At 53.6% G+C, this 21,223-nt stretch carries 21 protein-coding genes and 3 pseudogenes; 11 read left to right on the top strand and 13 right to left on the bottom strand.

Annotation, left to right across the window (positions count from 1 at the left end; translation table 11 throughout):
• Positions 1-264 precede the first annotated feature (264 nt).
• The 3 genes and pseudogenes from ABVN44_RS14150 to ABVN44_RS14140 form a co-directional block, all read left to right on the top strand.
• Positions 265-454: pseudogene (locus ABVN44_RS14150) on the top strand (IS3 family transposase); the annotation flags it as partial.
• A gap of 269 nt (positions 455-723) precedes the next feature.
• A complete protein-coding gene (locus ABVN44_RS14145; RefSeq protein ID WP_000855694.1) occupies positions 724-1,014 on the top strand; it encodes a DUF1778 domain-containing protein in 291 nt (96 codons plus the stop codon).
• Positions 1,011-1,538 carry a GNAT family N-acetyltransferase gene (locus ABVN44_RS14140; protein WP_023231965.1) on the top strand — a complete coding sequence of 176 codons (528 nt, stop codon included), beginning with the start codon at positions 1,011-1,013 and terminating at the stop codon, positions 1,536-1,538. Before ABVN44_RS14145 ends, ABVN44_RS14140 begins: the two co-directional genes overlap by 4 nt.
• Before the next feature lie 72 nt (positions 1,539-1,610).
• Here the strand turns inward: ABVN44_RS14140 and ABVN44_RS14135 are convergent.
• Positions 1,611-1,828, bottom strand: a pseudogene (locus tag ABVN44_RS14135) (IS5/IS1182 family transposase); the annotation flags it as partial.
• A gap of 346 nt (positions 1,829-2,174) precedes the next feature.
• On the opposite strand from ABVN44_RS14135, the gene pphB reads away from it, so the two are divergent.
• Positions 2,175-2,831, top strand: coding sequence for a protein-serine/threonine phosphatase (pphB, locus tag ABVN44_RS14130; protein ID WP_000420451.1), 657 nt, complete (start codon positions 2,175-2,177; stop codon positions 2,829-2,831).
• A gap of 242 nt (positions 2,832-3,073) precedes the next feature.
• Here the strand turns inward: pphB and ABVN44_RS14125 are convergent.
• Positions 3,074-3,600, bottom strand: a pseudogene (locus ABVN44_RS14125) (cytoplasmic protein).
• 158 nt (positions 3,601-3,758) lie between these two features.
• Here ABVN44_RS14125 and mutS point away from each other — a divergent pair.
• The gene (gene mutS / locus ABVN44_RS14120) at positions 3,759-6,326 is read left to right on the top strand and encodes a DNA mismatch repair protein MutS (protein ID WP_129339431.1); all 2,568 of its coding nucleotides are present in this window, start codon (positions 3,759-3,761) and stop codon (positions 6,324-6,326) included.
• Positions 6,327-6,381: 55 nt separating this feature from the next.
• Here mutS and ABVN44_RS14115 read toward each other — a convergent pair whose 3' ends face one another.
• Both ABVN44_RS14115 and ABVN44_RS14110 read right to left on the bottom strand, forming a co-directional pair.
• Positions 6,382-6,762: a DUF4440 domain-containing protein gene (locus tag ABVN44_RS14115; protein ID WP_001070475.1), complete on the bottom strand. Its 381-nt coding sequence runs from the start codon at positions 6,760-6,762 to the stop codon at positions 6,382-6,384.
• Positions 6,759-7,967: an MFS transporter gene (locus ABVN44_RS14110; RefSeq protein ID WP_023231400.1), complete on the bottom strand. Its 1,209-nt coding sequence runs from the start codon at positions 7,965-7,967 to the stop codon at positions 6,759-6,761. Before ABVN44_RS14110 ends, ABVN44_RS14115 begins: the two co-directional genes overlap by 4 nt.
• Positions 7,968-8,054: 87 nt before the next feature.
• On the opposite strand from ABVN44_RS14110, the gene ABVN44_RS14105 reads away from it, so the two are divergent.
• On the top strand, positions 8,055-8,987 hold the full coding sequence (locus tag ABVN44_RS14105) for a LysR family transcriptional regulator (RefSeq protein ID WP_072103646.1): 933 nt from the start codon (positions 8,055-8,057) through the stop codon (positions 8,985-8,987).
• A gap of 41 nt (positions 8,988-9,028) precedes the next feature.
• Here the strand turns inward: ABVN44_RS14105 and ABVN44_RS14100 are convergent, their stop codons facing one another.
• The 6 genes from ABVN44_RS14100 to ltnD are packed head-to-tail and all read right to left on the bottom strand — an operon-like array spanning position 9,029 to position 15,107.
• Complete coding sequence (locus ABVN44_RS14100; RefSeq protein WP_000202725.1) at positions 9,029-10,525, bottom strand: GntP family permease; 1,497 nt, start codon at positions 10,523-10,525, stop codon at positions 9,029-9,031.
• Complete coding sequence (gene denD, locus ABVN44_RS14095; protein ID WP_001165731.1) at positions 10,522-11,472, bottom strand: D-erythronate dehydrogenase; 951 nt, start codon at positions 11,470-11,472, stop codon at positions 10,522-10,524. The genes ABVN44_RS14100 and denD overlap by 4 nt, the downstream gene beginning before the upstream one ends.
• A gap of 39 nt (positions 11,473-11,511) precedes the next feature.
• Positions 11,512-12,288 (bottom strand): HPr family phosphocarrier protein, encoded by a 777-nt coding sequence (locus tag ABVN44_RS14090; RefSeq protein WP_048348954.1) that lies wholly within the window; start codon positions 12,286-12,288, stop codon positions 11,512-11,514.
• Positions 12,289-12,292: 4 nt separating this feature from the next.
• Positions 12,293-12,931: an aldolase gene (locus tag ABVN44_RS14085; protein WP_000209068.1), complete on the bottom strand. Its 639-nt coding sequence runs from the start codon at positions 12,929-12,931 to the stop codon at positions 12,293-12,295.
• Positions 12,928-14,190: a 3-oxo-tetronate kinase gene (gene otnK / locus ABVN44_RS14080; protein ID WP_000912488.1), complete on the bottom strand. Its 1,263-nt coding sequence runs from the start codon at positions 14,188-14,190 to the stop codon at positions 12,928-12,930. The genes ABVN44_RS14085 and otnK overlap by 4 nt, the downstream gene beginning before the upstream one ends.
• Positions 14,184-15,107: an L-threonate dehydrogenase gene (gene ltnD / locus ABVN44_RS14075; protein WP_000206958.1), complete on the bottom strand. Its 924-nt coding sequence runs from the start codon at positions 15,105-15,107 to the stop codon at positions 14,184-14,186. Before ltnD ends, otnK begins: the two co-directional genes overlap by 7 nt.
• Before the next feature lie 196 nt (positions 15,108-15,303).
• Here ltnD and ygbI point away from each other — a divergent pair, with 196 nt between their 5' ends.
• Positions 15,304-16,068, top strand: a complete 765-nt coding sequence (ygbI, locus tag ABVN44_RS14070) for a DNA-binding transcriptional repressor YgbI (RefSeq protein WP_000613179.1) — start codon at positions 15,304-15,306, stop codon at positions 16,066-16,068.
• Between the two features lie 18 nt (positions 16,069-16,086).
• On the opposite strand, the gene ABVN44_RS14065 is transcribed toward ygbI, so the two are convergent.
• Positions 16,087-16,491, bottom strand: coding sequence for a MarR family winged helix-turn-helix transcriptional regulator (locus ABVN44_RS14065; RefSeq protein ID WP_000423338.1), 405 nt, complete (start codon positions 16,489-16,491; stop codon positions 16,087-16,089).
• 170 nt (positions 16,492-16,661) lie between these two features.
• Here ABVN44_RS14065 and ABVN44_RS14060 point away from each other — a divergent pair, with 170 nt between their 5' ends.
• From ABVN44_RS14060 to ABVN44_RS14050, 3 genes are read left to right on the top strand one after another with little or no spacing between them, the layout of a single operon-like run.
• Positions 16,662-17,255 carry a non-oxidative hydroxyarylic acid decarboxylases subunit B gene (locus ABVN44_RS14060; protein ID WP_001237183.1) on the top strand — a complete coding sequence of 198 codons (594 nt, stop codon included), beginning with the start codon at positions 16,662-16,664 and terminating at the stop codon, positions 17,253-17,255.
• A complete protein-coding gene (locus ABVN44_RS14055) occupies positions 17,255-18,682 on the top strand; it encodes a non-oxidative hydroxyarylic acid decarboxylases subunit C (RefSeq protein ID WP_023232713.1) in 1,428 nt (475 codons plus the stop codon). The genes ABVN44_RS14060 and ABVN44_RS14055 overlap by 1 nt, the downstream gene beginning before the upstream one ends.
• A gap of 10 nt (positions 18,683-18,692) precedes the next feature.
• Complete coding sequence (locus tag ABVN44_RS14050; RefSeq protein ID WP_000562964.1) at positions 18,693-18,929, top strand: non-oxidative hydroxyarylic acid decarboxylases subunit D; 237 nt, start codon at positions 18,693-18,695, stop codon at positions 18,927-18,929.
• A 44-nt stretch (positions 18,930-18,973) separates the two neighbouring features.
• On the opposite strand, the gene rpoS is transcribed toward ABVN44_RS14050, so the two are convergent.
• A complete protein-coding gene (gene rpoS / locus ABVN44_RS14045) occupies positions 18,974-19,966 on the bottom strand; it encodes an RNA polymerase sigma factor RpoS (protein WP_000081498.1) in 993 nt (330 codons plus the stop codon).
• 62 nt (positions 19,967-20,028) lie between these two features.
• Positions 20,029-21,108, bottom strand: a complete 1,080-nt coding sequence (nlpD, locus tag ABVN44_RS14040) for a murein hydrolase activator NlpD (RefSeq protein WP_223156435.1) — start codon at positions 21,106-21,108, stop codon at positions 20,029-20,031.
• On the opposite strand from nlpD, the gene ABVN44_RS14035 reads away from it, so the two are divergent.
• The gene (locus ABVN44_RS14035; protein ID WP_223148970.1) at positions 21,038-21,196 is read left to right on the top strand and encodes a peptidase; all 159 of its coding nucleotides are present in this window, start codon (positions 21,038-21,040) and stop codon (positions 21,194-21,196) included. The two genes, nlpD and ABVN44_RS14035, sit on opposite strands and share 71 nt — an antisense overlap.
• Positions 21,197-21,223 lie beyond the last annotated feature (27 nt).

Raw genomic sequence — 21,223 nt, 5'->3', positions numbered from 1 at the left:
GCTTTTTGATACAGCAGCACCTCGCTGCTGCTTTTTTTTATTTGCGATAAAGAACTGCCTCCCAGACTCGGGAAAATAGCCGAAACTTATACTGACAAACTATCGTCTCGTATATCGCGATAAACTGACATCCCCCTCTTGCCCCACATGTTGGCATTCTTACGATACCCCATCCACTTTTCGCGGATAACGTTCTTTTGAACTTACCCATCAATAGTGGACACGCAACTAAGTGAGTAAACGCTCAAGCAAGAGGTGACTCACATGACAAAACCAGCATCAACCACCAATAAGCCACGCAAGCAGCACACGCCTGAAAGCCCTGAAACTGGCGGAACGCATTGGGGTGGCCGCTGCCACCAGCGAGCTTAACCTGTATAAATCACAGCTCTACAGCTGGCGAAGCAAACAGCAAACTCAGCTCTCTTCTTCTGAACGTGAGCAGGAGATGTCCGCCGCTTAGGGTTGTGTCCATACTACGCGGGTAGGATTAATCAACCAGTTACGGCAAAAAAGAGAATCATGAATATATTTAGCAAACTCCCTGATGATACGTAATCAGTGAGATTAAAGTAATGCAATCGCGATAAACCGAAGTTAATCCCCTGTTTAAAGACAGTGAACGACCTTCTTGCCATGTCTGGACTATATCAGCCTCATATGTACGCCTTGAAAGCGTACATATATGTATTATAATTGTACATATTGTTCATAAACAGGAGGATGAAAACCATGCCTCAGATAGCTATAGAATCTAACGAAAGGCTGTCGTTGCGTGTATCGACGGATGCCAAAAAGTTGATAGTCCGCGCTGCGGCAATCCAGCAAACCAACCTGACGGATTTTGTGGTCAGTAACGTACTACCTGTCGCACAGAAGATTGTTGATGCCGCCGAACGGGTATATCTGACGGAGCGCGATACTCAAATGATCATGGAAATTTTAGATAACCCGCCAGCGCCGAATGAAAAGCTTCTTGCCGCTGCTTTCGCCCTGCCGGACATGAAGAAATGATGTTTACAGACTGGCATGAGGCCGCGATAGGGAAAACCCACAATCGAATGAATTTTGATTGTGGGGATGCCGATCTGAACCAATTCCTGCAACGCCATGCACGACAAAATCATGAGAAAGGGACAACGAAAACCTATGTTGCGCTTGATAATTCGGATGTTACACGTATCCACGGCTTTTACTCAGTCAGTCCTGCATCACTGATATATACACAGGTTCCCGGCGCAATCAGCAAAGGATTAGGGAGATACGATGTGCCAGTGTTTCGTCTGGGTCGTTTAGCCGTAGACAAATCTATGCAGGGGCAAGGGCTGGGAGCACAACTTTTGTTATCTGCCGGAAAGCGTTGCATACAGGCGGCTTTGCAGGTCGGTGGCGTAGCCCTGCTTATTGATGCCAAAAATAAACAGGTCTGCGACTGGTACAAAGGATTTGGCGCAGTACCATTAAACGATCAACCCCTTTCCTTGTTGCTGTCGTTTAAAACGCTTTATGCTGCTTTATCTGCATCTGGTAGGTTATGACAACATGAGGCTTTGTTGAATAATTCAGAATCGGCCAACGATAAGGATACAGGACTCCCACCGGAGCACTCGTTATACGAGCCTGACGCTGGTCGGCATTGCCAACAACGTCATCCGGTTCAGCGCTTTGACCATCGCCATCACTTCACCCACCTGCGCGTCATGGTTCCGCAGGCTCAGATGGCCGCCCAGCAAGGTTTTGATACGGAACATGACCGTTTCCGCCACTGAACGACGGTGATAGCCCACTTTCTTTTCCAGACCTCATTGCTGCCGCTCCGATGTTGATTTTAAACTTTTGCTTTGCCATCGGAACCCGATGCTGAAACGACAGTAACGATTAGATCCGCCAATCTCCTGAAAGTTCTATTTATTCAACAAAGCCCCTTCGGGATAGAGTTTCCGCTGAATGGGAAAGTATGCCTTTGCAATTAATCAATAAAGTGTTGCGCAAGAAATCGTGCATCTTTTAAGCACATCGTCTACTTTAATTAACCAATTCATAAAATATATATTCTCTGTTCATTTCTAGCTTGTAGGCTATTTTAATAACTGTGTATTTTAAACAATAAAAATTAATATTACCCTACTTCTTTGTTATAATACCAGACTCCAAAATTGTGCTATAGGAACATCATGGAATTAATTCGTTATGCTGACATCAACAGCGATCTCTATCGCCACATTTGGGTCGTTGGTGATATTCATGGATGTTACTCCTTATTGTTAACCAGACTGGCTCAATTAAATTTCTCTCCTGATACCGATCTCTTGATCTCCACTGGAGATAACATTGATCGAGGAAAAGAAAACCTTGAAACACTGAGACTGTTAAATGCCTCATGGTTTATTTCTGTAGTGGGTAATCATGAAGCTATGGCGCTTGACGCTTTTGAAACACAGGATGGCAATTTCTGGTATGTAAACGGTGGTTACTGGTACGACTCGGTCACCGAAAAAGACAGGCAAGAAGCCACTGAGCTATTACTAACTTTTAAGCAGCGTCCTCACATCATAGAGGTTGAAACGTCCTCAAAGAAGTACGTGATTGCCCATGCCGATTATCCAGATGACAGCTACGATTATGGGAAGCAAGTTGATATTGATAGCGTTCTATGGTCACGCGATCGTCTGCTTGGTTCGTTACAGGGGAATATCCATCCAATACGCGGTGCGGATACTTTCATCTTCGGCCATATGATTGTTGACTACACAACAACATTCGCCAATCAAATCTACATTGACACAGGTTCTTTCTGTTCAGGCAATCTGTCTTTTTTTAAAATAAAGTAATCTGGAAATAGAATTATATAATATACGCAACGATAGCGTTACTTTATTTTGTATTCTGAGGATATATATTCAAACATAGAATTCTATCATATAATATTACCCCCCTGAATTATGGGCAATGATATAGCCTTCAATAAGTACCATTGCCCATTCGTAATAGCGTCTAAATTTCGCGTTTTTCTGCCCATTTCAGCATTAAGATCGCAGGCCAAAAAAACGAAGCCGTAATCCGACGCAGGTAGTTACCCGATCGCCTGAGACGAGTAAAGATCGCACAGCTCCAGATACCTATCGGAAGAAAGCGCAATAACCGTGGTGGCGAAATGGATCGGCTTGCCTTCATGCAACACAATTTTAATTACAGTCTCATTTTGAGTTTGGAAGCATCCGTTTCCCTCTTAATTTTGTTGGAATTTCTCTTTGTTGCGAGCATGGTCTGAACTAATTGCCTGGCTACTTGCCTTGTTTCATCAATATTTGGAAAATCGAACACATTTCCAACTTTTACTTTCAAGACAGAACTTGGCTTCCTACCCTCACTGACATTACGATCTGACGAGGCTACTCTTCGCTGGATTACGTAGGTTTTTTTCGTCAAACTGGCTTTTACCCCGAAACCAGCAGGAGCTTCTCTGTGGTCATCGAAAACAATGTAGAGTTTTTGAGCTGGGTTAGCTTCGAAAACGATTTTTCCAGAGCGACTGAATGCAGGCTTAACATTGATACTTAACTTGTTGATAATGAAAGGCTGGCTGAGAGTTGTTTTCAAAGTATCACCCCTGTTGTAGTCCAGGAATGATGAGAATGTAACCTGTCACATTTTAGGCTACAGGTGAGCTACAAATTTATGGGTTTATGTGAGTTTATAAGGGTTTTACCCGGGGCCACATGAGCACTTGAAAGAATAAAAAAACGAGTAAAATCAATATGAATGAGTCATTTGATAAGGACTTCTCCAACCACACCCCGATGATGCAGCAGTATCTCAAGCTGAAAGCCCAGCATCCGGAGATCCTGCTCTTTTATCGTATGGGAGACTTTTACGAGCTGTTTTATGACGACGCAAAGCGTGCGTCGCAGTTGCTCGATATTTCGCTGACCAAACGCGGCGCATCGGCTGGCGAACCTATCCCTATGGCGGGTATCCCGCACCACGCCGTAGAAAACTACCTCGCGAAACTGGTCAATCAGGGCGAATCCGTCGCTATTTGCGAACAGATTGGCGATCCGGCCACCAGCAAAGGTCCCGTTGAACGTAAGGTCGTGCGTATCGTTACGCCTGGCACCATCAGCGATGAAGCCCTGTTACAGGAGCGTCAGGATAACCTGCTGGCGGCTATCTGGCAGGATGGTAAAGGCTACGGTTACGCCACGCTGGATATCAGCTCCGGGCGCTTTCGTCTGAGCGAACCCGCCGACCGTGAAACGATGGCCGCAGAGCTGCAGCGCACCAATCCCGCCGAACTGTTGTATGCCGAAGATTTTGCTGAAATGGCGTTAATAGAGGGACGCCGGGGTCTGCGCCGTCGCCCGTTGTGGGAGTTTGAGATTGATACCGCCCGCCAGCAGTTAAATCTGCAATTCGGTACGCGGGATCTGGTCGGTTTCGGCGTCGAAAATGCCTCGCGTGGATTATGTGCGGCAGGCTGCCTGTTACAGTACGTAAAAGATACCCAGCGCACCTCCCTGCCGCATATTCGTTCCATTACGATGGAACGCCAGCAGGACAGCATCATTATGGATGCCGCGACCCGCCGCAATCTGGAAATTACCCAAAACCTGGCCGGCGGTGTCGAAAATACCCTCGCCGCGGTGCTTGACTGTACCGTGACGCCAATGGGTAGCCGAATGCTTAAACGCTGGCTGCATATGCCGGTACGAAATACCAACATATTGCGTGAACGCCAGCAGACCATCGGCGCCTTGCAGGACACCGTCAGCGAACTGCAACCGGTGCTGCGTCAGGTCGGCGATCTGGAGCGTATCCTTGCGCGTCTGGCGCTGCGCACCGCGCGTCCGCGCGATCTCGCCCGAATGCGTCACGCCTTTCAGCAACTGCCGGAATTGCACGCTCAGCTTGAAACCGTTGACAGCGCGCCGGTACAGGCGTTGCGTAAAAAAATGGGCGATTTCGCCGAGCTGCGCGACCTCCTGGAGCGCGCCATTATTGACGCGCCGCCGGTACTGGTCCGCGACGGCGGCGTTATTGCGCCCGGCTACCATGAAGAGCTGGATGAATGGCGCGCGCTGGCGGACGGCGCCACCGATTATCTCGATCGTCTGGAAATTCGCGAACGCGAGCGTACCGGGCTGGATACGCTGAAAGTCGGCTATAACGCGGTACATGGTTATTACATTCAGATTAGCCGTGGTCAAAGCCATCTGGCGCCCATCAATTATGTGCGTCGCCAGACGCTGAAAAATGCCGAACGCTACATTATTCCTGAGCTTAAAGAGTACGAAGATAAAGTTCTGACCTCGAAAGGCAAAGCGCTGGCGCTGGAAAAACAGCTATATGACGAATTGTTTGATCTGCTGTTGCCGCATCTGGCCGATTTACAGCAGAGCGCCAACGCGCTGGCGGAGCTGGATGTGCTGGTTAACCTGGCCGAACGCGCCTGGACGCTGAATTACACCTGCCCAACATTTACCGATAAACCCGGTATCCGTATTACCGAAGGTCGCCACCCGGTGGTTGAACAGGTACTGAATGAGCCGTTTATCGCTAACCCGCTCAATCTGTCGCCGCAGCGCCGGATGTTGATCATTACCGGCCCCAATATGGGCGGTAAAAGTACCTATATACGGCAAACGGCATTGATCGCCCTACTGGCCTATATCGGCAGTTACGTTCCGGCGCAAAACGTGGAAATCGGCCCCATCGACCGTATTTTTACCCGCGTCGGCGCAGCGGATGACCTGGCCTCCGGGCGTTCGACCTTTATGGTGGAGATGACCGAAACCGCGAACATTCTGCATAATGCCACGGAAAACAGTCTGGTATTGATGGATGAAATCGGGCGCGGTACCTCCACGTATGACGGGCTGTCGTTGGCCTGGGCCTGCGCGGAGAATCTCGCGAATAAGATTAAAGCGTTAACGCTGTTCGCTACCCACTACTTCGAGCTGACCCAATTACCGGAGAAAATGGAAGGCGTGGCGAACGTCCACCTGGATGCGCTGGAACACGGCGATACTATCGCGTTTATGCACAGCGTGCAGGACGGCGCGGCAAGTAAGAGCTATGGCCTGGCGGTCGCGGCGCTTGCGGGCGTCCCTAAAGAAGTCATCAAACGCGCGCGCCAGAAACTCCGCGAGCTGGAAAGCATCTCGCCCAATGCGGCGGCAACGCAGGTGGACGGCACGCAAATGTCGTTGCTTGCCGCCCCGGAGGAGACATCGCCTGCCGTTGAAGCGCTGGAGAATCTCGATCCGGACTCCCTGACGCCACGCCAGGCGCTGGAGTGGATCTATCGGCTGAAAAGTCTGGTGTAAACGTGTCAGACCCGATAGCGCCGCGCTATCGGGTCTGCGCGCAGGAACAGGCTTTTCAGGCTGTGACTGTTGTTTCGTGTAAATGACGCCAGACTATCCGTCCTCTTTCGCTTTTTAAAATGACCGTCGACCAGCGTACCGTCTCAGCCTGGCCCGGCAGTTGCTGGCGCTCACGATAACGCAGCGCGGCGCCTTCCGGCCACTCCGCCACAAGGTCAATGTGCTCAACCACGATAACCAGCCCCGGGCGACACGCGCGCTGCGCCTGGAAAAAAGCGCCCAGCGCCGGATAATCCAGACAAATACCTCCTGGCGTTATCATCGTAAAATCAACAGCGAAACGCGCTATCAACGCCTCCAGGCTACCCATCCCCTTACTAAGCCAGTTCTCAATCGCCGCATGGGCGTGAATAATTTCTTCTTTATATGGATTCATGATCTTTCCTTTTTCAGGCACAGAAGCGCCTGTCTATTGTTTAGACAGACAGCGTAAATAAGGGGCAGCAGGGTGATACCGGCGGCGGCAATAAAGGTCCAGCGATAAGCAACCTCAAGCGACATAACGCGCTGGAGCGCATTTAACAGCAGCGTCAACAGCGTCGCGCCAAGGAAAAAGCTGATCTGACGATTAAGATTCCATAGCGCGCTGGCGTCAGGCATGTCCCGGCGAGCAATAGTCAGGAAAGCGCCACTCTGCGCAGTACTGCTGCACAAACTGCCGCCAGCGCCCATTAAGGCGAATATAATCATCAGTACACGGTGCGATGTCGCAGGCGTAACGTTAGTTAAAAGCAGTATCCCTGCGGCCTGAAGAAGACAGCCGACGATAATCAGCGGACGCGGCCCAAGCCGATTGAAGTAACGTCCGGTAAGCATAATGGCGACAAATGAAGCGATCGACCAGGGAAGCATCAGCGACCCCGCCGCCGCAGGCGATAGCTGCGCGACGTTCTGTAGATAAAACATCCCGACCACGCTGATACCAATGAACATACCCGGCACACACAGATAGACGATCATGGCAAAACGCAGCAGCTTGTCCGTCAACAACGGCAGATGGAGCAATCTTGCTGACACCATTGTCGTCGAAGCGACGTTCAGCCAACGATAAGCGAGCAATAAAGTGAGAACGGCCACCGGCAGCGTGGCAAAGAATATCCAGCGCCAGCCGCACGTTTCCACCAGCAGCCCGCCAATCGCAGGCGAACATGCCGGCGCCAGTAGCGCCACCATCATGACAACCGATGACACGCCAGCGCGTTCATGCGGTTTAAACTGTTGCCAGGTTAACGCCTGACCAACCGGGATCAATAAGCCACCGCCCGCCCCCTGCACAATACGCCAGAAAACAAGGCTGTGTAAGGAATCGGCAAAACCTGCGGCAGCGGCGGCAACGCTAAACAGAATGAGCGAAAATATAATCAGCCGTCGTGCGCCGAGATAACGCGAAAGAAACGCGCTAAACGGAACGATCAGCGTTAATCCTGCGATATAACCGTTACTCACCCATGCCAGCGCCGATATGGACGTATGCAGATCCACGGACATCGCAGGAAAAGCCACGCTGGCAATAAACAGATTAATCAGATCAAGAAAGAAGCCGAGCAGGTAAACCACTGCCACTTTACTGCGATACGTCATTATGCATCCTCCGTCAGAGGCGCTAATGTAGCCGTCCGGAGAAAGCCAGATAAGTCCGCGCTTCAACGATATACTGTCAAAATAATTTTGACAGTAAAGGAGCTCGCCATGCTCAATTTGCAGCGTATGTCGCTGTTTATCGCCGTGGTAGATAGCGGCAGCTTCACGGCCGCCGCCGCCGCATCGGGCCAAACAAAAGCGGTAGTGAGTTTTAATATTCGGCAGCTTGAAAAAGAGCTTGGCGTAACGTTACTGCTACGTTCCACCCGACGACTGACGCTCACAGACGCCGGCGTCCTCTTTTACCAAAAAGGCATGAATTTACTCAATGCAGCGAAAAATTTGCAGGATGAAGTGCGTGCCAGCCATAGTGGGCTGGGCGGCGAGTTACGTATTACCACTACGCCCGAGTTTGGCGAACAGGTGGTCATTCCGGTACTGGCGCAGTTTAGTCAGCGCCATCCCGATCTCCGTATTCGGCATATGTCCTCATCACATCATGCCGATTTAATTGCCGAGCGCTTTGATGTGGCGATTCGGCTTGGCTCGCTGGCCGACTCCCGCTATCGCGCCGCGCTGATATCCCGCTTTACCATTCTGCCGGTCGCCGCGCCGCAGTGGCTCGCCCGCCACCCCGTGTCGTCGCTGGAGTCGTTGGCTCAGGCGGAATGGATTATTCATGAGCGATTACCTACGCCGCTACGGTGGACAGTAACGAATAATCATGGCCAACACTCACGCCTGGAGATAAGCAAAGCCGGCAAAATTTCTGTCGACAGCGCGCGCTCGCTGATGGCCTTCGCTCTCGCAGGAAGCGGCGTCGCATTACTGCCGCAATGGTTAGTCAACACCGCACTGGAGGAGGGAACGTTAATTCACCTGTTACCCGACTATCATTTTCCCCGTCAGGGCATTTATGCCGTTTACCCGGACGCCCGCCATGTATCGACAAAAGTACGCGCATTTATTGATTTTTTACGTTCGCAATGGGATTGCGGGGAGCACGCCCCATCATTGTAGCCAGTCCGGGAGCATTGCGCTCCCGGACGGATAATACCGTCTTAATCCTTAACTACCAGCTTGTCTTTGATCCCCTGCGCCTGCCAACGCACCCACAGCATAATTGCCGCCAGAACGACAATCGGCAGTAACGGATCGAGCCAACTGCCGCCGGAACCGAACAGCAGGTTAATCAGCGCCACGCCGGTGCCGCCAATCGCCCAGGCAATGGTCGTCGGTACAGACCAAACCACCATCTGCTGTTTGACATCAGAGACGCCCATCATGCGGTTAACCACCCAGAACAGGCTATCGTTGAAGTAGCCGAAGAACAGCGACCCCATCGTTGCGGCCTGAGCGGCAAGCAACATATTGATGCCGGGGATCTGCGCCAGGATCGGCGCGGAAATCGAGGCGGCAGTGATCATCGCCACCGTCCCCGATCCCTGAATCAGGCGTACCAGCGTCGCCACGATAAACGGGATCAGGATCGGCGAGATCGGCAGGTTGGCAACCTGCTCCGCCAGCTGTTGCCCCGCGCCGCTGTCGCGCAGGATCGCGCCCAACGCGCCGCCAGCGCCCGTGACCAGTAAGATAATCCCGGCGCTTTGCAAGCCCTCTTCCAGACGCTCTGCGGTGGTATGTTTATCCATACGCGGCACCAGCGTATACACCGCCAGCAGAACGCTGATGGCCAACGCGATCACTGGACTTCCCACAAAGTTGATTGCCTGTACCACCGGATGCGTCGCCAGGCCGGACCATCCTTCTACAGTGGCGAGGGTGGAACAGATAGCCTTCAGGAAGATCAGCACGATCGGCACCACAATAGGCAGCAGAGAGAGCGTCAGGCTCGGCAGATCCTTTTGCTCTTTCTCTTTATTGTACTGCTCCAGCGCGGCATTGACTTCATCGGCGTTCAGCGTGCGCGGCACGAAATCAGGGTAGCGTTTATCCAGCCACTGCGCATAGAACACAATGCCGATCACACAGGGCACCGCCAGCGCCATCCCGGTCAATAACATTGCGCCGATGTCGACGTTAAAAATTCCGGCTACCCCCAGCGGACCGGGCGTGGGAGGTACCGTATGGTGAGTGACCACCAGCCCGCCCGCCAGCGCGACGCCCAGCGTCAGTAGCGAACGCTTACCGCTTTTCGCCAGCGCTTTCGCCACCGGATAAAGAATGACAAAAGCGGAATCGACGAAAATGGGGATGCTGACAATATAACCCGTGATTGCCAGCGCCCACTCTTCACGGCGTTTCCCCAGCCATTTGATAAAGCTCCAGGCGATACGCTCCGCCGCGCCGGAAACCTCCAGCAAGCGCCCCATCATTACGCCGAGACCAATCACCAGGCCAATGCTGCCCAGCGTCGTACCGAATCCGCTGGTGATGACAGAGAGCGTTTTATCAATGCCCATTCCCCCCAACAGACCGGCGATGCAGGCCGCCGCCAGCATCGCGATCAGCGCATGAACACGGGTGCGTAACACCAGCCATACCAGCACGAAAACGGCAACGATCAGGCCGATAATTGGGGTCGGTAAACTTGTCATGACCTCCCCTCCATATCATCTTGTCGAAAGCGTTCAATAATGTCATCGAAGCGTTTATCGGCGACAAAACCTAACGCCAGCGCACGCTGGTTATCGATACGTCCCGGCCAGGAGGCGACAATTTTCTCGACGCCTTCGTCGCGCTGATGCGTAACCCGATCGCGCGCCGCCTGACCGCCCGCCTGACGCAACGTTTCCAGCATCTCGCCCACGGTTACGCTGATCCCCGGTAAGTTGATGCTGCTCGCCTCGCCAGGCGCGGGTAACGTTGCGGCCAGCGACAGGTTATGGATCACCGTCGCCGGGCTGGAAATCCACAGCCGCAAACTTTCCGATACCGGGCAGACGGTCGTCTCGCCCTGCAACGGTTCACGAATAATCGCGCTGACAAAAGAAGAGGCGGCGCGGTTTGGTTTACCCGGGCGAACACAGATCGTCGGCAAACGCAGCGCCAGCCCATCCACATAGCCTTTGCGGGTATAGTCGTTGACCAACAGTTCACAGGCGGCCTTCTGCGCGCCATAAGACGAGCGCGGCGTGAGCGCGGTGGTATCGGTGACGCATTCCGGCAGCGTACCGCCATAAACGGCAAGCGAGCTGGAGAAGACAAAACGAATTTTCTGCGGTTGCCGACGACACGCCTCAAGTAACTGGCGGGTAAGATCCAGGTTAACTTTCCATCCCAGATCGAAATCGTCTTCCGCATGACTGCTGACAATCGCAGCGAGATGATAAACAACAGAGGTATTAGCGGTAATCACATTCTCCAGCACGCCCGGCTGGGTTAAGTCAGCTTCCAGGCAGCGTAAACGAGGGGAATCTGATAACCGTGCAGGCATTTTTAAATCAACAAGAAGCAGTTCGTTAAACGCCAGCGATGAGTTTAATAAGGCGCTTGCGAGTTTCTGGCCTAAAAAGCCGCCCCCGCCGGTAATGATAATCTGCATCCGGATGTCCTCTTTATTGTTGTGTAGGGTAGTTCAGGGTTAGCGCCAGGCGTTAAACCAGCCAAGCCCGTCCTGAGTGGTATTCCGTGGTTGGTATTCGCAGCCTATCCAGCCGCGATAACCTACGTCATCGAACAGCCGGAACAGCCACGGGTAGTTGATCTCGCCATCATCCGGTTCATGTCTGTCCGGTAGCGAGGCGATTTGTACATGGGCATAGCGGCCCGCGTACTCGCGAATCAGGTGACTCAAATTGCCATCCACTTTTTGCGCATGGAAAGTGTCGAGCTGGATGAACACATTCGGGCGGTCAACCTCTTCTGCGATGCCCAGCGCCTGATATTGGCTGGAAAAGAGGTAGCCGGGTTTAACGCCGGGACTCAGCGCTTCGATCAAAATACGTTTATCGTGGGCGGCAAACCGGTCGGCGGCATAACGCAAATTATCGATAAACGTGGCGCGATAACGTGCGCCATCAGCGCCATCCGGCACGACGCCCGCCATGATGTGAACCTGCTCGCATTCCAGCGCCAGAGCGTATTCCAGAGCCAGTTCAATATCGGCGCGCGCGTCGTGTTCGCGCCCCGGTAGCACGGCACGTCCCCACTCGCCCGCCGCGGTATCGCCCGCCGAAGTATTAAACAGCGCCAGCGTCAGATCATGACGCGATAGCTGGGCTTTAATCTCGCTGGCGGCAAAGCCGTAGGGGAACAGAAACTCAACGGCCTGAAAACCGGCTTCGGCAGCAGCGGCAAAACGCTCGATAAACGGCGCTTCGGTAAACATCATCGACAAATTGGCGGCAAAACGCGGCATCGGGTTATCTCCTTAACTGCGCAATTTCTTCGGTGGTTAAATAACGAATCGGGCGTTCGCCAAGGATAAAAATCAGCTTTGCCGTCTCTTCCAGCTCCTCGGTATTATTAGCGGCTTCCTGCAAATTCTCCCCGCACACGACCGGCCCATGATTAGCCAGTAAAAAGGCCTGATGCCGGGCCGCCAGCGCAGCCAAATCGCGAGCAATTCGGTCATCCCCCGGGCGATAGTAGGGAACCAGCGGAATGTCTCCCATCCGCATCACCACATAGGGGGTAAACGGGCGAATCACATTTTGCGGGTCCAGCCCTTCGAGACAGGAAAGCGCCGTTGACCAGGTGCTGTGCAGATGTACCACGGCCTTGCAGCAAGGGTTATTGCGATACAACGCCAGATGAAAACGCACCTCTTTAGACGGTTTATCGCCGCTGAGCCATTCGCCCTGCGGGTCCACTTTGGATAGCCGCTGTGGGTCGAGATTGCCCAGACACGAACCGGTGGGCGTCGCCAGAATATTGCCGTCCGGCAGTAACAGCGAGAGGTTGCCTGCCGAGCCGGTGGCATAGCCGCGCTGGAAAAACGAGGCGGCTATCCTGACCATCTCTTCTCGCAAAGCGTGCTCTTCTTTTGCCAGTGTCGTCATACCTGAAACTCCCTTTGAGCGCGGATGAAAAAGGATTCATCGCCAAAATTGCCTGACTTTAGCGCCAGCGAGACCGGCGCATGGAGCGCATTGACCCACGGCACGCCGGGTGAAATGCACGGTCCGATGTGAAAACCGGTAATACCGAGGCTTTGCGTCACCACGCCCGAGGTTTCGCCGCCCGCCACGATAAACCGGGTGATACCGCCTTCCGCTAAGCGAGCAGCCAGCAGGGAAAAGAGCGCCTCTACCGCATGGCTGGCTTCGGTAGCGCCATATTGCTGCTGGATGGCGGCCAGCGCCTGCGTGGAGGCGGTGGCGCTAATCATTGGCGCCAGTTCGCTGTCCTGACTGAGCACCCACTGCGCCAGCGCTTCAGCGTAGGCCTCGCGCGTCTCGGATGACAGGCAGCGCGCCACGTCAACGTCGCGTGTGGGAGCATGTTGTCGATAGAAGGCCACCTGCTGATTCGTCATTTGCGAACAGGAACCGGAAAGCACCACCGCGCGACCGCTCAGCGGATAGCCTGCGGAACGGGCCTGAGAAACGCCGTGCTTCGCCCACTGACGCGCCAGCCCCATTGCCAGCCCGGAACCGCCGGTCACCAGCGGGGCATCACGCAAAACCTCGCCCTGGATTTCCAGGTGCCGCTCATTGAGCGCGTCAAGTACCGCGTAGCGATATCCTTCCTGCTGTAAACGCGACAGCGCCGCACGGGTCGCGGCAACGCCTTCATCAAGCGTCTGAGCCGGAATAACGCCGCAGCGTCCTTGCGCCTGCGCTTCCATCAGACGCGGCAGGTAGCTGTCGGTCATCGGATTGATAGGGTGGTGGCGCATACCGGACTCCGCCAGCAAGTGGTTCATGACAAACAGATAGCCCTGATAAACCGTGCGTCCGTTAACCGGCAGCGCGGGAGAAATCACGGTAAATGAGGTATCCAGCGCCACCATCAGCGCATCGGTGACCGGGCCGATATTGCCTTCGGCGGTACTATCGAAAGTCGAGCAATATTTGAAATAGACTTGCTGGCAGCCCTGTTTTTTCAGCCATACCAGCGCCGCCAGCGATTGTTTTATCGCCTCTTGCGCCGGGCATGAGCGGGTTTTCAGGCTGATAACCACCGCGTCGCACCCTTCCGGTTGCGTCCCGGTTGGGACATCATTAATCTGCACTGTCGGCATCCCGTTTTCGACCAGAAAACTGGCGATGTCGGTCGCGCCGGTAAAATCATCGGCAATGACGCCAATTTTTAACATGACGGCTCCTCAGGCGTGACGCCAGGCAGAGTAATCCCTGAGAAAATTTTGATCACAGCGCTGTCATCCTCTTTGCCATAACCGGCGTTACTGGCGCTGGTGAACATATTTAACGCCGTAGAGGCCAGCGGTAAGGGGAAGCGCAGCGCTTTCGCCGTGTCGGCAACCAGCCCCAAATCTTTGACAAAAATGTCGACGGCCGAACGCGGGGTATAGTCGCCGTCAACGACATGCTGCATACGGTTTTCGAACATCCAGGAGTTGCCGGCGGCATGGGTCACGACGTCATACATCACGTCCAGAGGAATACCGGCCCGCGCGGCCAGCGCCATCGCTTCGGCCGCCGCCGCAATATGCACGCCAGCCAGCAGCTGATGAATGATTTTGACGGTTGAGCCTGCGCCCGGCGTATCGCTGATGCGATAAACGTTGCTGGCAACGGCGTCCAGCACAGGCTTCAGGCGGGTAAACGCCGCCTCGCTCCCGGAGGCCATCACCGTCATTTCGCCCTGCGCCGCTTTTACCGCGCCGCCGGAAACCGGCGCATCCAGCATGTTAAGATTCAATGCCGTCAACGCCGCGGCTATCTCTTGCGCGTCGGCGCTTGAGATCGTGGACGAAACCATCACCGCGCTTCCGGGTTTCATCAGATGGGCGACGCCATCCTCACCGAATAACACCTGTCTGACCTGGGCGGCATTGACGACCAGAATGACTAACGCATCCACGACGCCGGCGAACTCCCTGGCGCTGGCGGCAGCCCCACAAGCCCCTTCAGCAAGAAGATTCGCGCACGCTTGCGGGTTAAGATCGGCCCCCCATGTGGAAAGCCCGGCGCGCAGGCATGAACGCGCAGCGCCCATTCCCATTGAGCCAAGCCCCACAATGCCGACATGAAAATCGGTTCCTGTTGTCATTATCACTCCATGTTAATTTACGTGATATTATGTTTTGTTATGTGAATATAGGCGTTTTTGTAAACAATTGCGGTGAGTTATTTCACAAAAAATAACAAAATGTGTTATTTTTTGTGAAGGCAATCCTCATAGAACTTCACACGCTGTGACGAGAAATCGCGTAAAATCGCGACAGGACTAAAGAAAGGAGCAGACGTTGATACCTACTGAGCGTCGACAAATCATTCTTGATATGGTGGCGGAGAAAGGCATCGTCAGTATCGCTGAACTGACCGAGCGCATGCATGTATCCCACATGACTATCCGCCGTGATTTACAAAAACTGGAGCAGCAAGGCGCGGTAATCCAGGTCTCTGGCGGCGTGCAATCATCGACTCGCGTGGCGCACGAACCCTCGCATCAGATCAAAACCGAACTGGCGACGCCGCAGAAAGCGGCGATTGGCAAACTGGCCGCCAGCCTGGTACAGCCAGAAAGCTGTATCTACCTTGATGCAGGTACGACCACGCTGGCGATCGCCAGGCAGCTGGTTACGATGAATAAACTTACGGTGGTGACGAATGATTTCGTTATCGCCGATTACCTGATGGACAATAGCGATTGCACAATTATTCACACTGGCGGGGCGGTATGCCGGGAAAACCGGTCGTGCGTCGGTGAAGCCGCGGCGACGCTTTTGCGTGGGTTGATGATTGACCAGGCCTTTATTTCCGCCTCTTCCTGGAGCGTGCGCGGTATTTCAACGCCGGCAGAAGATAAAGTCACGGTGAAACGGGCCGTCGCCAGCGCCAGCCGCCAAAAAATTCTGGTGTGCGACGCGACCAAATACGGCCAGGTCGCTACATGGCTGGCGTTACCGCTGGCGGAATTCAACCAAATCGTCACCGATGACGGCCTGCCGGAAAGCGCAATTCGGGCGCTGGCCAAAGTGGATATCTCACTGCTGATGGCCAAACAATAGCGAAGCGGCGCAAGCCGCTTACGTCATCATCTTGCGAACCAGTTGCGTAAACTGTTCGCGTTCTTCAGCGCTCAGTCGCCCCAAAAACTCATCGTCAACGCGATCCCCCAGTGGTATCGCGGCGGCGAGCAACGTTTGGCCCTGAACGGTGAGATAGACAAAACGCCGACGTTTATCCAGCGGATCGTTTTCTCGCTTTACCAGCCCACGATTTTCCATCCGGCTTAACATCTCCGCCAGCGTCGCTTTAGTGCTGACCGCCGCTTCGGTCAGATCGACCTGTTCAATACCCGGATGTTCAGCAATAACGCGCATCACCGCATATTGAGGTTTGGTGAGCTCCGGTAGTTCATGCTGCCAGCGTGCGGTATGTTGCTGAAAAAGTTGGCGTAACAGATGAAACGCGGTGTTTCGTAACTCCATGAGCGCTCCGGATAAATTAACTTTTTCTATCATAACGACTTATGCACGGTTTTTTAATGACGAATGCTTTAGCTAAACGTGCGCAGGCGTCGGGAGCGATCTTGTCGCAAAGGCCGTGTGGGCGTATTTTGATCAAAATGTTCGTATACGAACGATATTTGAGGTAAGAAATGAGATTGATTGTGGGGATGACCGGTGCGACCGGCGCGCCGCTTGGCGTCGAGCTACTCCAGGCATTGCGGGCGATACCTGATGTTGAAACGCATCTGGTAATGTCAAAGTGGGCGAAAACCACTATTGAACTGGAGACGCCCTACACGCCCGCTGAGGTAGCCTCCCTGGCAGATTATTGTCATAGCCCGGCCGATCAGGCGGCGACCATTTCCTCCGGCTCATTTCGTACCGACGGCATGATTATTATCCCCTGCAGTATGAAAACACTGGCGGGGGTTCGCGCCGGCTATGCCGAGGGGCTGGTGGGACGCGCTGCCGATGTCGTGTTGAAAGAGGGTCGCAAGCTGGTGCTTGTGCCGCGGGAAATGCCGCTCAGCACGATTCATCTGGAAAACATGCTAGCGCTTTCTCGTATGGGGGTGGCGATAGTGCCGCCCATGCCCGCCTTCTACAACCTGCCGCAAACCGTTGACGATATTATCCAGCACATCGTAGCGCGCGTTCTCGACCAGTTTGGTCTGGAGCATACGCGCACGCGCCGCTGGCAAGGACTGCGACAGGCAGCAAATTTTTCACAGGAGAATGGATAATGGCATTTGATGATTTGCGCAGTTTTTTACATGCGCTGGATCAGCAGGGACAACTGCAGAAAATCAGCGAGGAAGTGAATGCGGAGCCGGATCTCGCCGCCGCTGCCAACGCAACGGGACGCATCGGCGATGGCGCGCCCGCGCTGTGGTTTGACAATATTCGTGGTTTTACCGACGCCCGCGTGGCGATGAATACCATCGGTTCCTGGCAGAACCATGCCATCTCACTGGGTTTGCCGCCTAACACGCCGGTTAAAAAACAGATCGATGAATTTATTCGCCGCTGGGACAATTTTCCGGTAGCGCCGGAACGACGGGCGAATCCGGGCTGGGCGGAAAATACCGTCGACGGCGACGCAATCAACCTGTTTGATATCCTGCCGCTGTTTCGTCTGAACGACGGCGACGGCGGATTCTATCTGGATAAAGCCTGTGTGGTATCACGCGATCCGCTCGATCCCGATAACTTCGGCAAGCAGAATGTCGGCATCTACCGCATGGAAGTTAAAGGCAAGCGTAAGCTGGGTCTGCAACCAGTGCCGATGCATGATATCGCATTGCACCTGCACAAAGCCGAAGAGCGCGGAGAAGATCTGCCAATTGCGATCACGTTGGGTAACGATCCGATCATTACCCTGATGGGCGCAACGCCGCTGAAATACGATCAGTCAGAGTATGAAATGGCAGGCGCGCTGCGTGAAAGCCCCTATCCTATCGCCACCGCGCCGTTGACCGGTTTTGATGTGCCGTGGGGATCTGAAGTCATTCTTGAAGGGGTCATCGAAAGCCGTAAACGTGAAATTGAAGGACCGTTCGGCGAATTTACCGGCCACTATTCCGGCGGTCGCAACATGACCGTGGTGCGTATCGATAAGGTCTCTTATCGCAGCAAACCCATTTTTGAATCGCTCTATTTGGGGATGCCGTGGACGGAAATCGACTACCTGATGGGGCCGGCGACCTGCGTGCCACTGTATCAACAGCTGAAAGCCGAATTTCCGGAAGTGCAGGCGGTAAACGCCATGTACACCCACGGCCTGCTGGCCATCATCTCAACCAAAAAACGCTACGGCGGCTTTGCCCGCGCGGTGGGCCTGCGAGCGATGACGACGCCGCACGGTCTGGGATATGTGAAGATGGTGATCATGGTCGATGAAGATGTCGATCCATTCAATCTGCCACAGGTGATGTGGGCGTTGTCGTCGAAAGTGAATCCGGCAGGCGATCTGGTACAGCTACCGAATATGTCCGTCCTGGAACTGGACCCGGGCTCAAGCCCGGCGGGGATTACCGACAAGCTGATCATTGACGCCACCACGCCGGTTGCGCCAGATAACCGTGGTCACTATAGCCAGCCGGTTGTTGATTTACCGGAAACTAAAGCCTGGGCTGAAAAGCTGACCGCCATGCTGGCCAACCGTAAATAAGGAGTAACCGATGATTTGTCCACGCTGTGCCGATGCACATATTGAACTCATGGCGACTTCGCCGGTAAAAGGAGTCTGGACGGTATATCAGTGTCAGCATTGTCTGTATACCTGGCGCGATACCGAACCGTTACGCCGTACCAGCCGCGAACACTATCCACAAGCGTTTCGCATGACGCAAAAAGATATTGATGACGCGCCAATGGTGCCGAGTATCCCGCCGCTGCTGGCAGAAGACAAACGGTAAAAAAAAGGCCAGTCGACAGACTGGCCTTTTTTTGACAAGGGTACTTACTCGCGGAACAGCGCTTCGATATTCAGCCCCTGCGTCTGCAGAATTTCGCGCAGACGGCGCAGGCCTTCAACCTGAATCTGACGAACACGTTCACGCGTAAGACCGATTTCACGGCCTACATCTTCCAGTGTCGCAGCTTCATATCCCAGCAGACCGAAACGGCGCGCCAGCACTTCACGCTGTTTGGCGTTCAGTTCGAACAACCATTTGACGATGCTCTGTTTCATATCGTCATCTTGCGTGGTGTCTTCCGGACCGTTCTCTTTTTCATCGGCCAGGATGTCCAGCAACGCTTTTTCGGAATCACCGCCCAGCGGGGTGTCTACCGAGGTAATGCGCTCGTTGAGACGAAGCATACGGCTGACGTCATCAACCGGTTTATCCAGTTGCTCTGCAATTTCTTCCGCACTCGGTTCGTGGTCCAGTTTATGCGACAACTCACGTGCGGTGCGCAGGTATACGTTCAGCTCTTTAACAATGTGAATCGGCAAGCGAATCGTACGGGTTTGGTTCATAATCGCCCGTTCGATTGTCTGGCGAATCCACCAGGTTGCGTATGTTGAGAAGCGGAACCCGCGTTCCGGGTCAAACTTCTCGACTGCACGGATAAGCCCCAGGTTGCCCTCTTCAATCAGGTCCAGCAACGCCAGTCCACGATTGCCATAACGGCGGGCAATTTTTACCACCAGACGCAGGTTACTCTCAATCATGCGACGGCGAGAAGCGACATCTCCACGCAGTGCGCGACGCGCAAAATAGACTTCTTCTTCGGCTGTTAACAGTGGTGAATACCCAATCTCACCAAGGTAAAGCTGAGTCGCGTCCAACACACGCTGTGTGGCCCCTTGCGATAACAGCTCTTCTTCAGCCAGGTCGTTATCACTGGGTTCCTCTTCACTCAAGGCTTTTTCGTCAAAAGCCTCTACTCCGTTCTCATCAAATTCCGCGTCTTCATTTAAATCATGAACTTTCAGCGTATTCTGACTCATAAGGTGGCTCCTACCCGTGATCCCTTGACGGAACTAGCAAGTCAAAGCCTGGTTCCGCCGCTTTATCGCTGCGGTAAATAACGCAGCGGGTTTACGGATTTCCCCTTGTAACGAATTTCAAAATGCAAGCGTGTAGAGCTGGTGCCGGTGCTACCCATAGTAGCGATTTTTTGCCCCGCCTTAACTTCCTGTTGTTCCCGGACCAGCATCGTATCATTATGGGCGTAGGCACTCAGGTAATCATCGTTATGTTTGATGATAATAAGATTACCGTAACCACGCAGTGCGTTACCGGCATATACGACGCGCCCATCAGCGGTTGCGACGATAGCCTGTCCCTTACTGCCTGCAATGTCGATCCCTTTATTGCCCCCTTCGGAAGCGCCAAAGTTTTCGATCACTTTGCCATCCGTCGGCCAGCGCCATGCGGAAATCGGCGCGCTGGTTGACGTACTGCTTGCATTTGGTTCGGTCGTGCTTACCGTTGGTGCCGTTACAGGCGCTGTGACAACCGTCCCAGCAGGCTTGTTGTTTGGCAACATTTTGTTAGCACTTTGTTCACCTGAGCCCTCAGAATACGTAATTGTTGGTTGAGACGCAACTGCAACGGTGGAATTTTGTGCAGACCTGGTCACAACTCCTTGCTGTGCTGCATCCGCCTGGGTGATCGCATTTCCGCCAGTAATTGGCGTACCGGATGCGTTACCAACTTGCAAAGTTTGCCCTACATTCAGGCTATACGGGGCAGAAATACTGTTTCTCTGGGCCAGATCGCGGAAATCGTTCCCGGTAATCCAGGCGATGTAAAAAAGCGTATCACCCTTTTTCACGGTGTAAGTACTGCCACCCGTATAGCTACCTTTCGGAATATTCCCATACTGGCGATTGTATACGATTCGCCCATTTTCCATCTGCACGGGTTGTTCCGTGACCGGTTGAGTTTGCATGGGCTGCGTTACAGGACGCTGAACGGGTTGAATTTGCGGCGCTTGTTGCGGCGTTTGTTGCGTCGTCGCGCCCATTTTTGGCGGCGGTGTGATCAACATCCCGGAATTGGTATTTGACGACCCACTGTCCACAGACGTGACCGGCGCCGGAGGGTTTGACGAACTGGTACAACCTGCCAGCCATAGTGAAACCAGTGATAGTGCCGCAATGCGACTAACGGTGAATTTTGGGCTTCCCGCGCTCATTTATCCCCCAGGAAAAAATTTGGTTAACAACCAGTGACGTAAGAACCGTGCAACGCATTAAGTG

It is taken from the genome of Salmonella sp. SJTUF15570 (assembly GCF_043357055.1).
Classification (GTDB): domain Bacteria; phylum Pseudomonadota; class Gammaproteobacteria; order Enterobacterales; family Enterobacteriaceae; genus Salmonella; species Salmonella enterica.
Note: the sequence above shows the minus strand (reverse complement) of the source record. Positions and strands in the feature narration are given on the sequence as shown.

Excerpts from the sequence above, each read along its gene's own strand:
- otnK (WP_000912488.1), bottom strand. The coding sequence starts at position 14,190 with ATGTTAAAAATTGGCGTCATTGCCGATGATTTTACCGGCGCGACCGAC.
- pphB (WP_000420451.1), top strand. The coding sequence starts at position 2,175 with ATGGAATTAATTCGTTATGCTGACATCAACAGCGATCTCTATCGCCAC.
- ABVN44_RS14140 (WP_023231965.1), top strand. The coding sequence starts at position 1,011 with ATGATGTTTACAGACTGGCATGAGGCCGCGATAGGGAAAACCCACAAT.
- ABVN44_RS14100 (WP_000202725.1), bottom strand. The coding sequence starts at position 10,525 with ATGACAAGTTTACCGACCCCAATTATCGGCCTGATCGTTGCCGTTTTC.
- ABVN44_RS14110 (WP_023231400.1), bottom strand. The coding sequence starts at position 7,967 with ATGACGTATCGCAGTAAAGTGGCAGTGGTTTACCTGCTCGGCTTCTTT.
- denD (WP_001165731.1), bottom strand. The coding sequence starts at position 11,472 with ATGCAGATTATCATTACCGGCGGGGGCGGCTTTTTAGGCCAGAAACTC.
- ABVN44_RS14055 (WP_023232713.1), top strand. The coding sequence starts at position 17,255 with ATGGCATTTGATGATTTGCGCAGTTTTTTACATGCGCTGGATCAGCAG.
- ABVN44_RS14060 (WP_001237183.1), top strand. The coding sequence starts at position 16,662 with ATGAGATTGATTGTGGGGATGACCGGTGCGACCGGCGCGCCGCTTGGC.
- ABVN44_RS14115 (WP_001070475.1), bottom strand. The coding sequence starts at position 6,762 with ATGAATCCATATAAAGAAGAAATTATTCACGCCCATGCGGCGATTGAG.
- ABVN44_RS14050 (WP_000562964.1), top strand. The coding sequence starts at position 18,693 with ATGATTTGTCCACGCTGTGCCGATGCACATATTGAACTCATGGCGACT.
- ABVN44_RS14145 (WP_000855694.1), top strand. The coding sequence starts at position 724 with ATGAAAACCATGCCTCAGATAGCTATAGAATCTAACGAAAGGCTGTCG.
- ABVN44_RS14065 (WP_000423338.1), bottom strand. The coding sequence starts at position 16,491 with ATGGAGTTACGAAACACCGCGTTTCATCTGTTACGCCAACTTTTTCAG.
- ABVN44_RS14085 (WP_000209068.1), bottom strand. The coding sequence starts at position 12,931 with ATGACGACACTGGCAAAAGAAGAGCACGCTTTGCGAGAAGAGATGGTC.
- ltnD (WP_000206958.1), bottom strand. The coding sequence starts at position 15,107 with ATGACAACAGGAACCGATTTTCATGTCGGCATTGTGGGGCTTGGCTCA.
- rpoS (WP_000081498.1), bottom strand. The coding sequence starts at position 19,966 with ATGAGTCAGAATACGCTGAAAGTTCATGATTTAAATGAAGACGCGGAA.
- mutS (WP_129339431.1), top strand. The coding sequence starts at position 3,759 with ATGAATGAGTCATTTGATAAGGACTTCTCCAACCACACCCCGATGATG.
- ABVN44_RS14090 (WP_048348954.1), bottom strand. The coding sequence starts at position 12,288 with ATGCCGCGTTTTGCCGCCAATTTGTCGATGATGTTTACCGAAGCGCCG.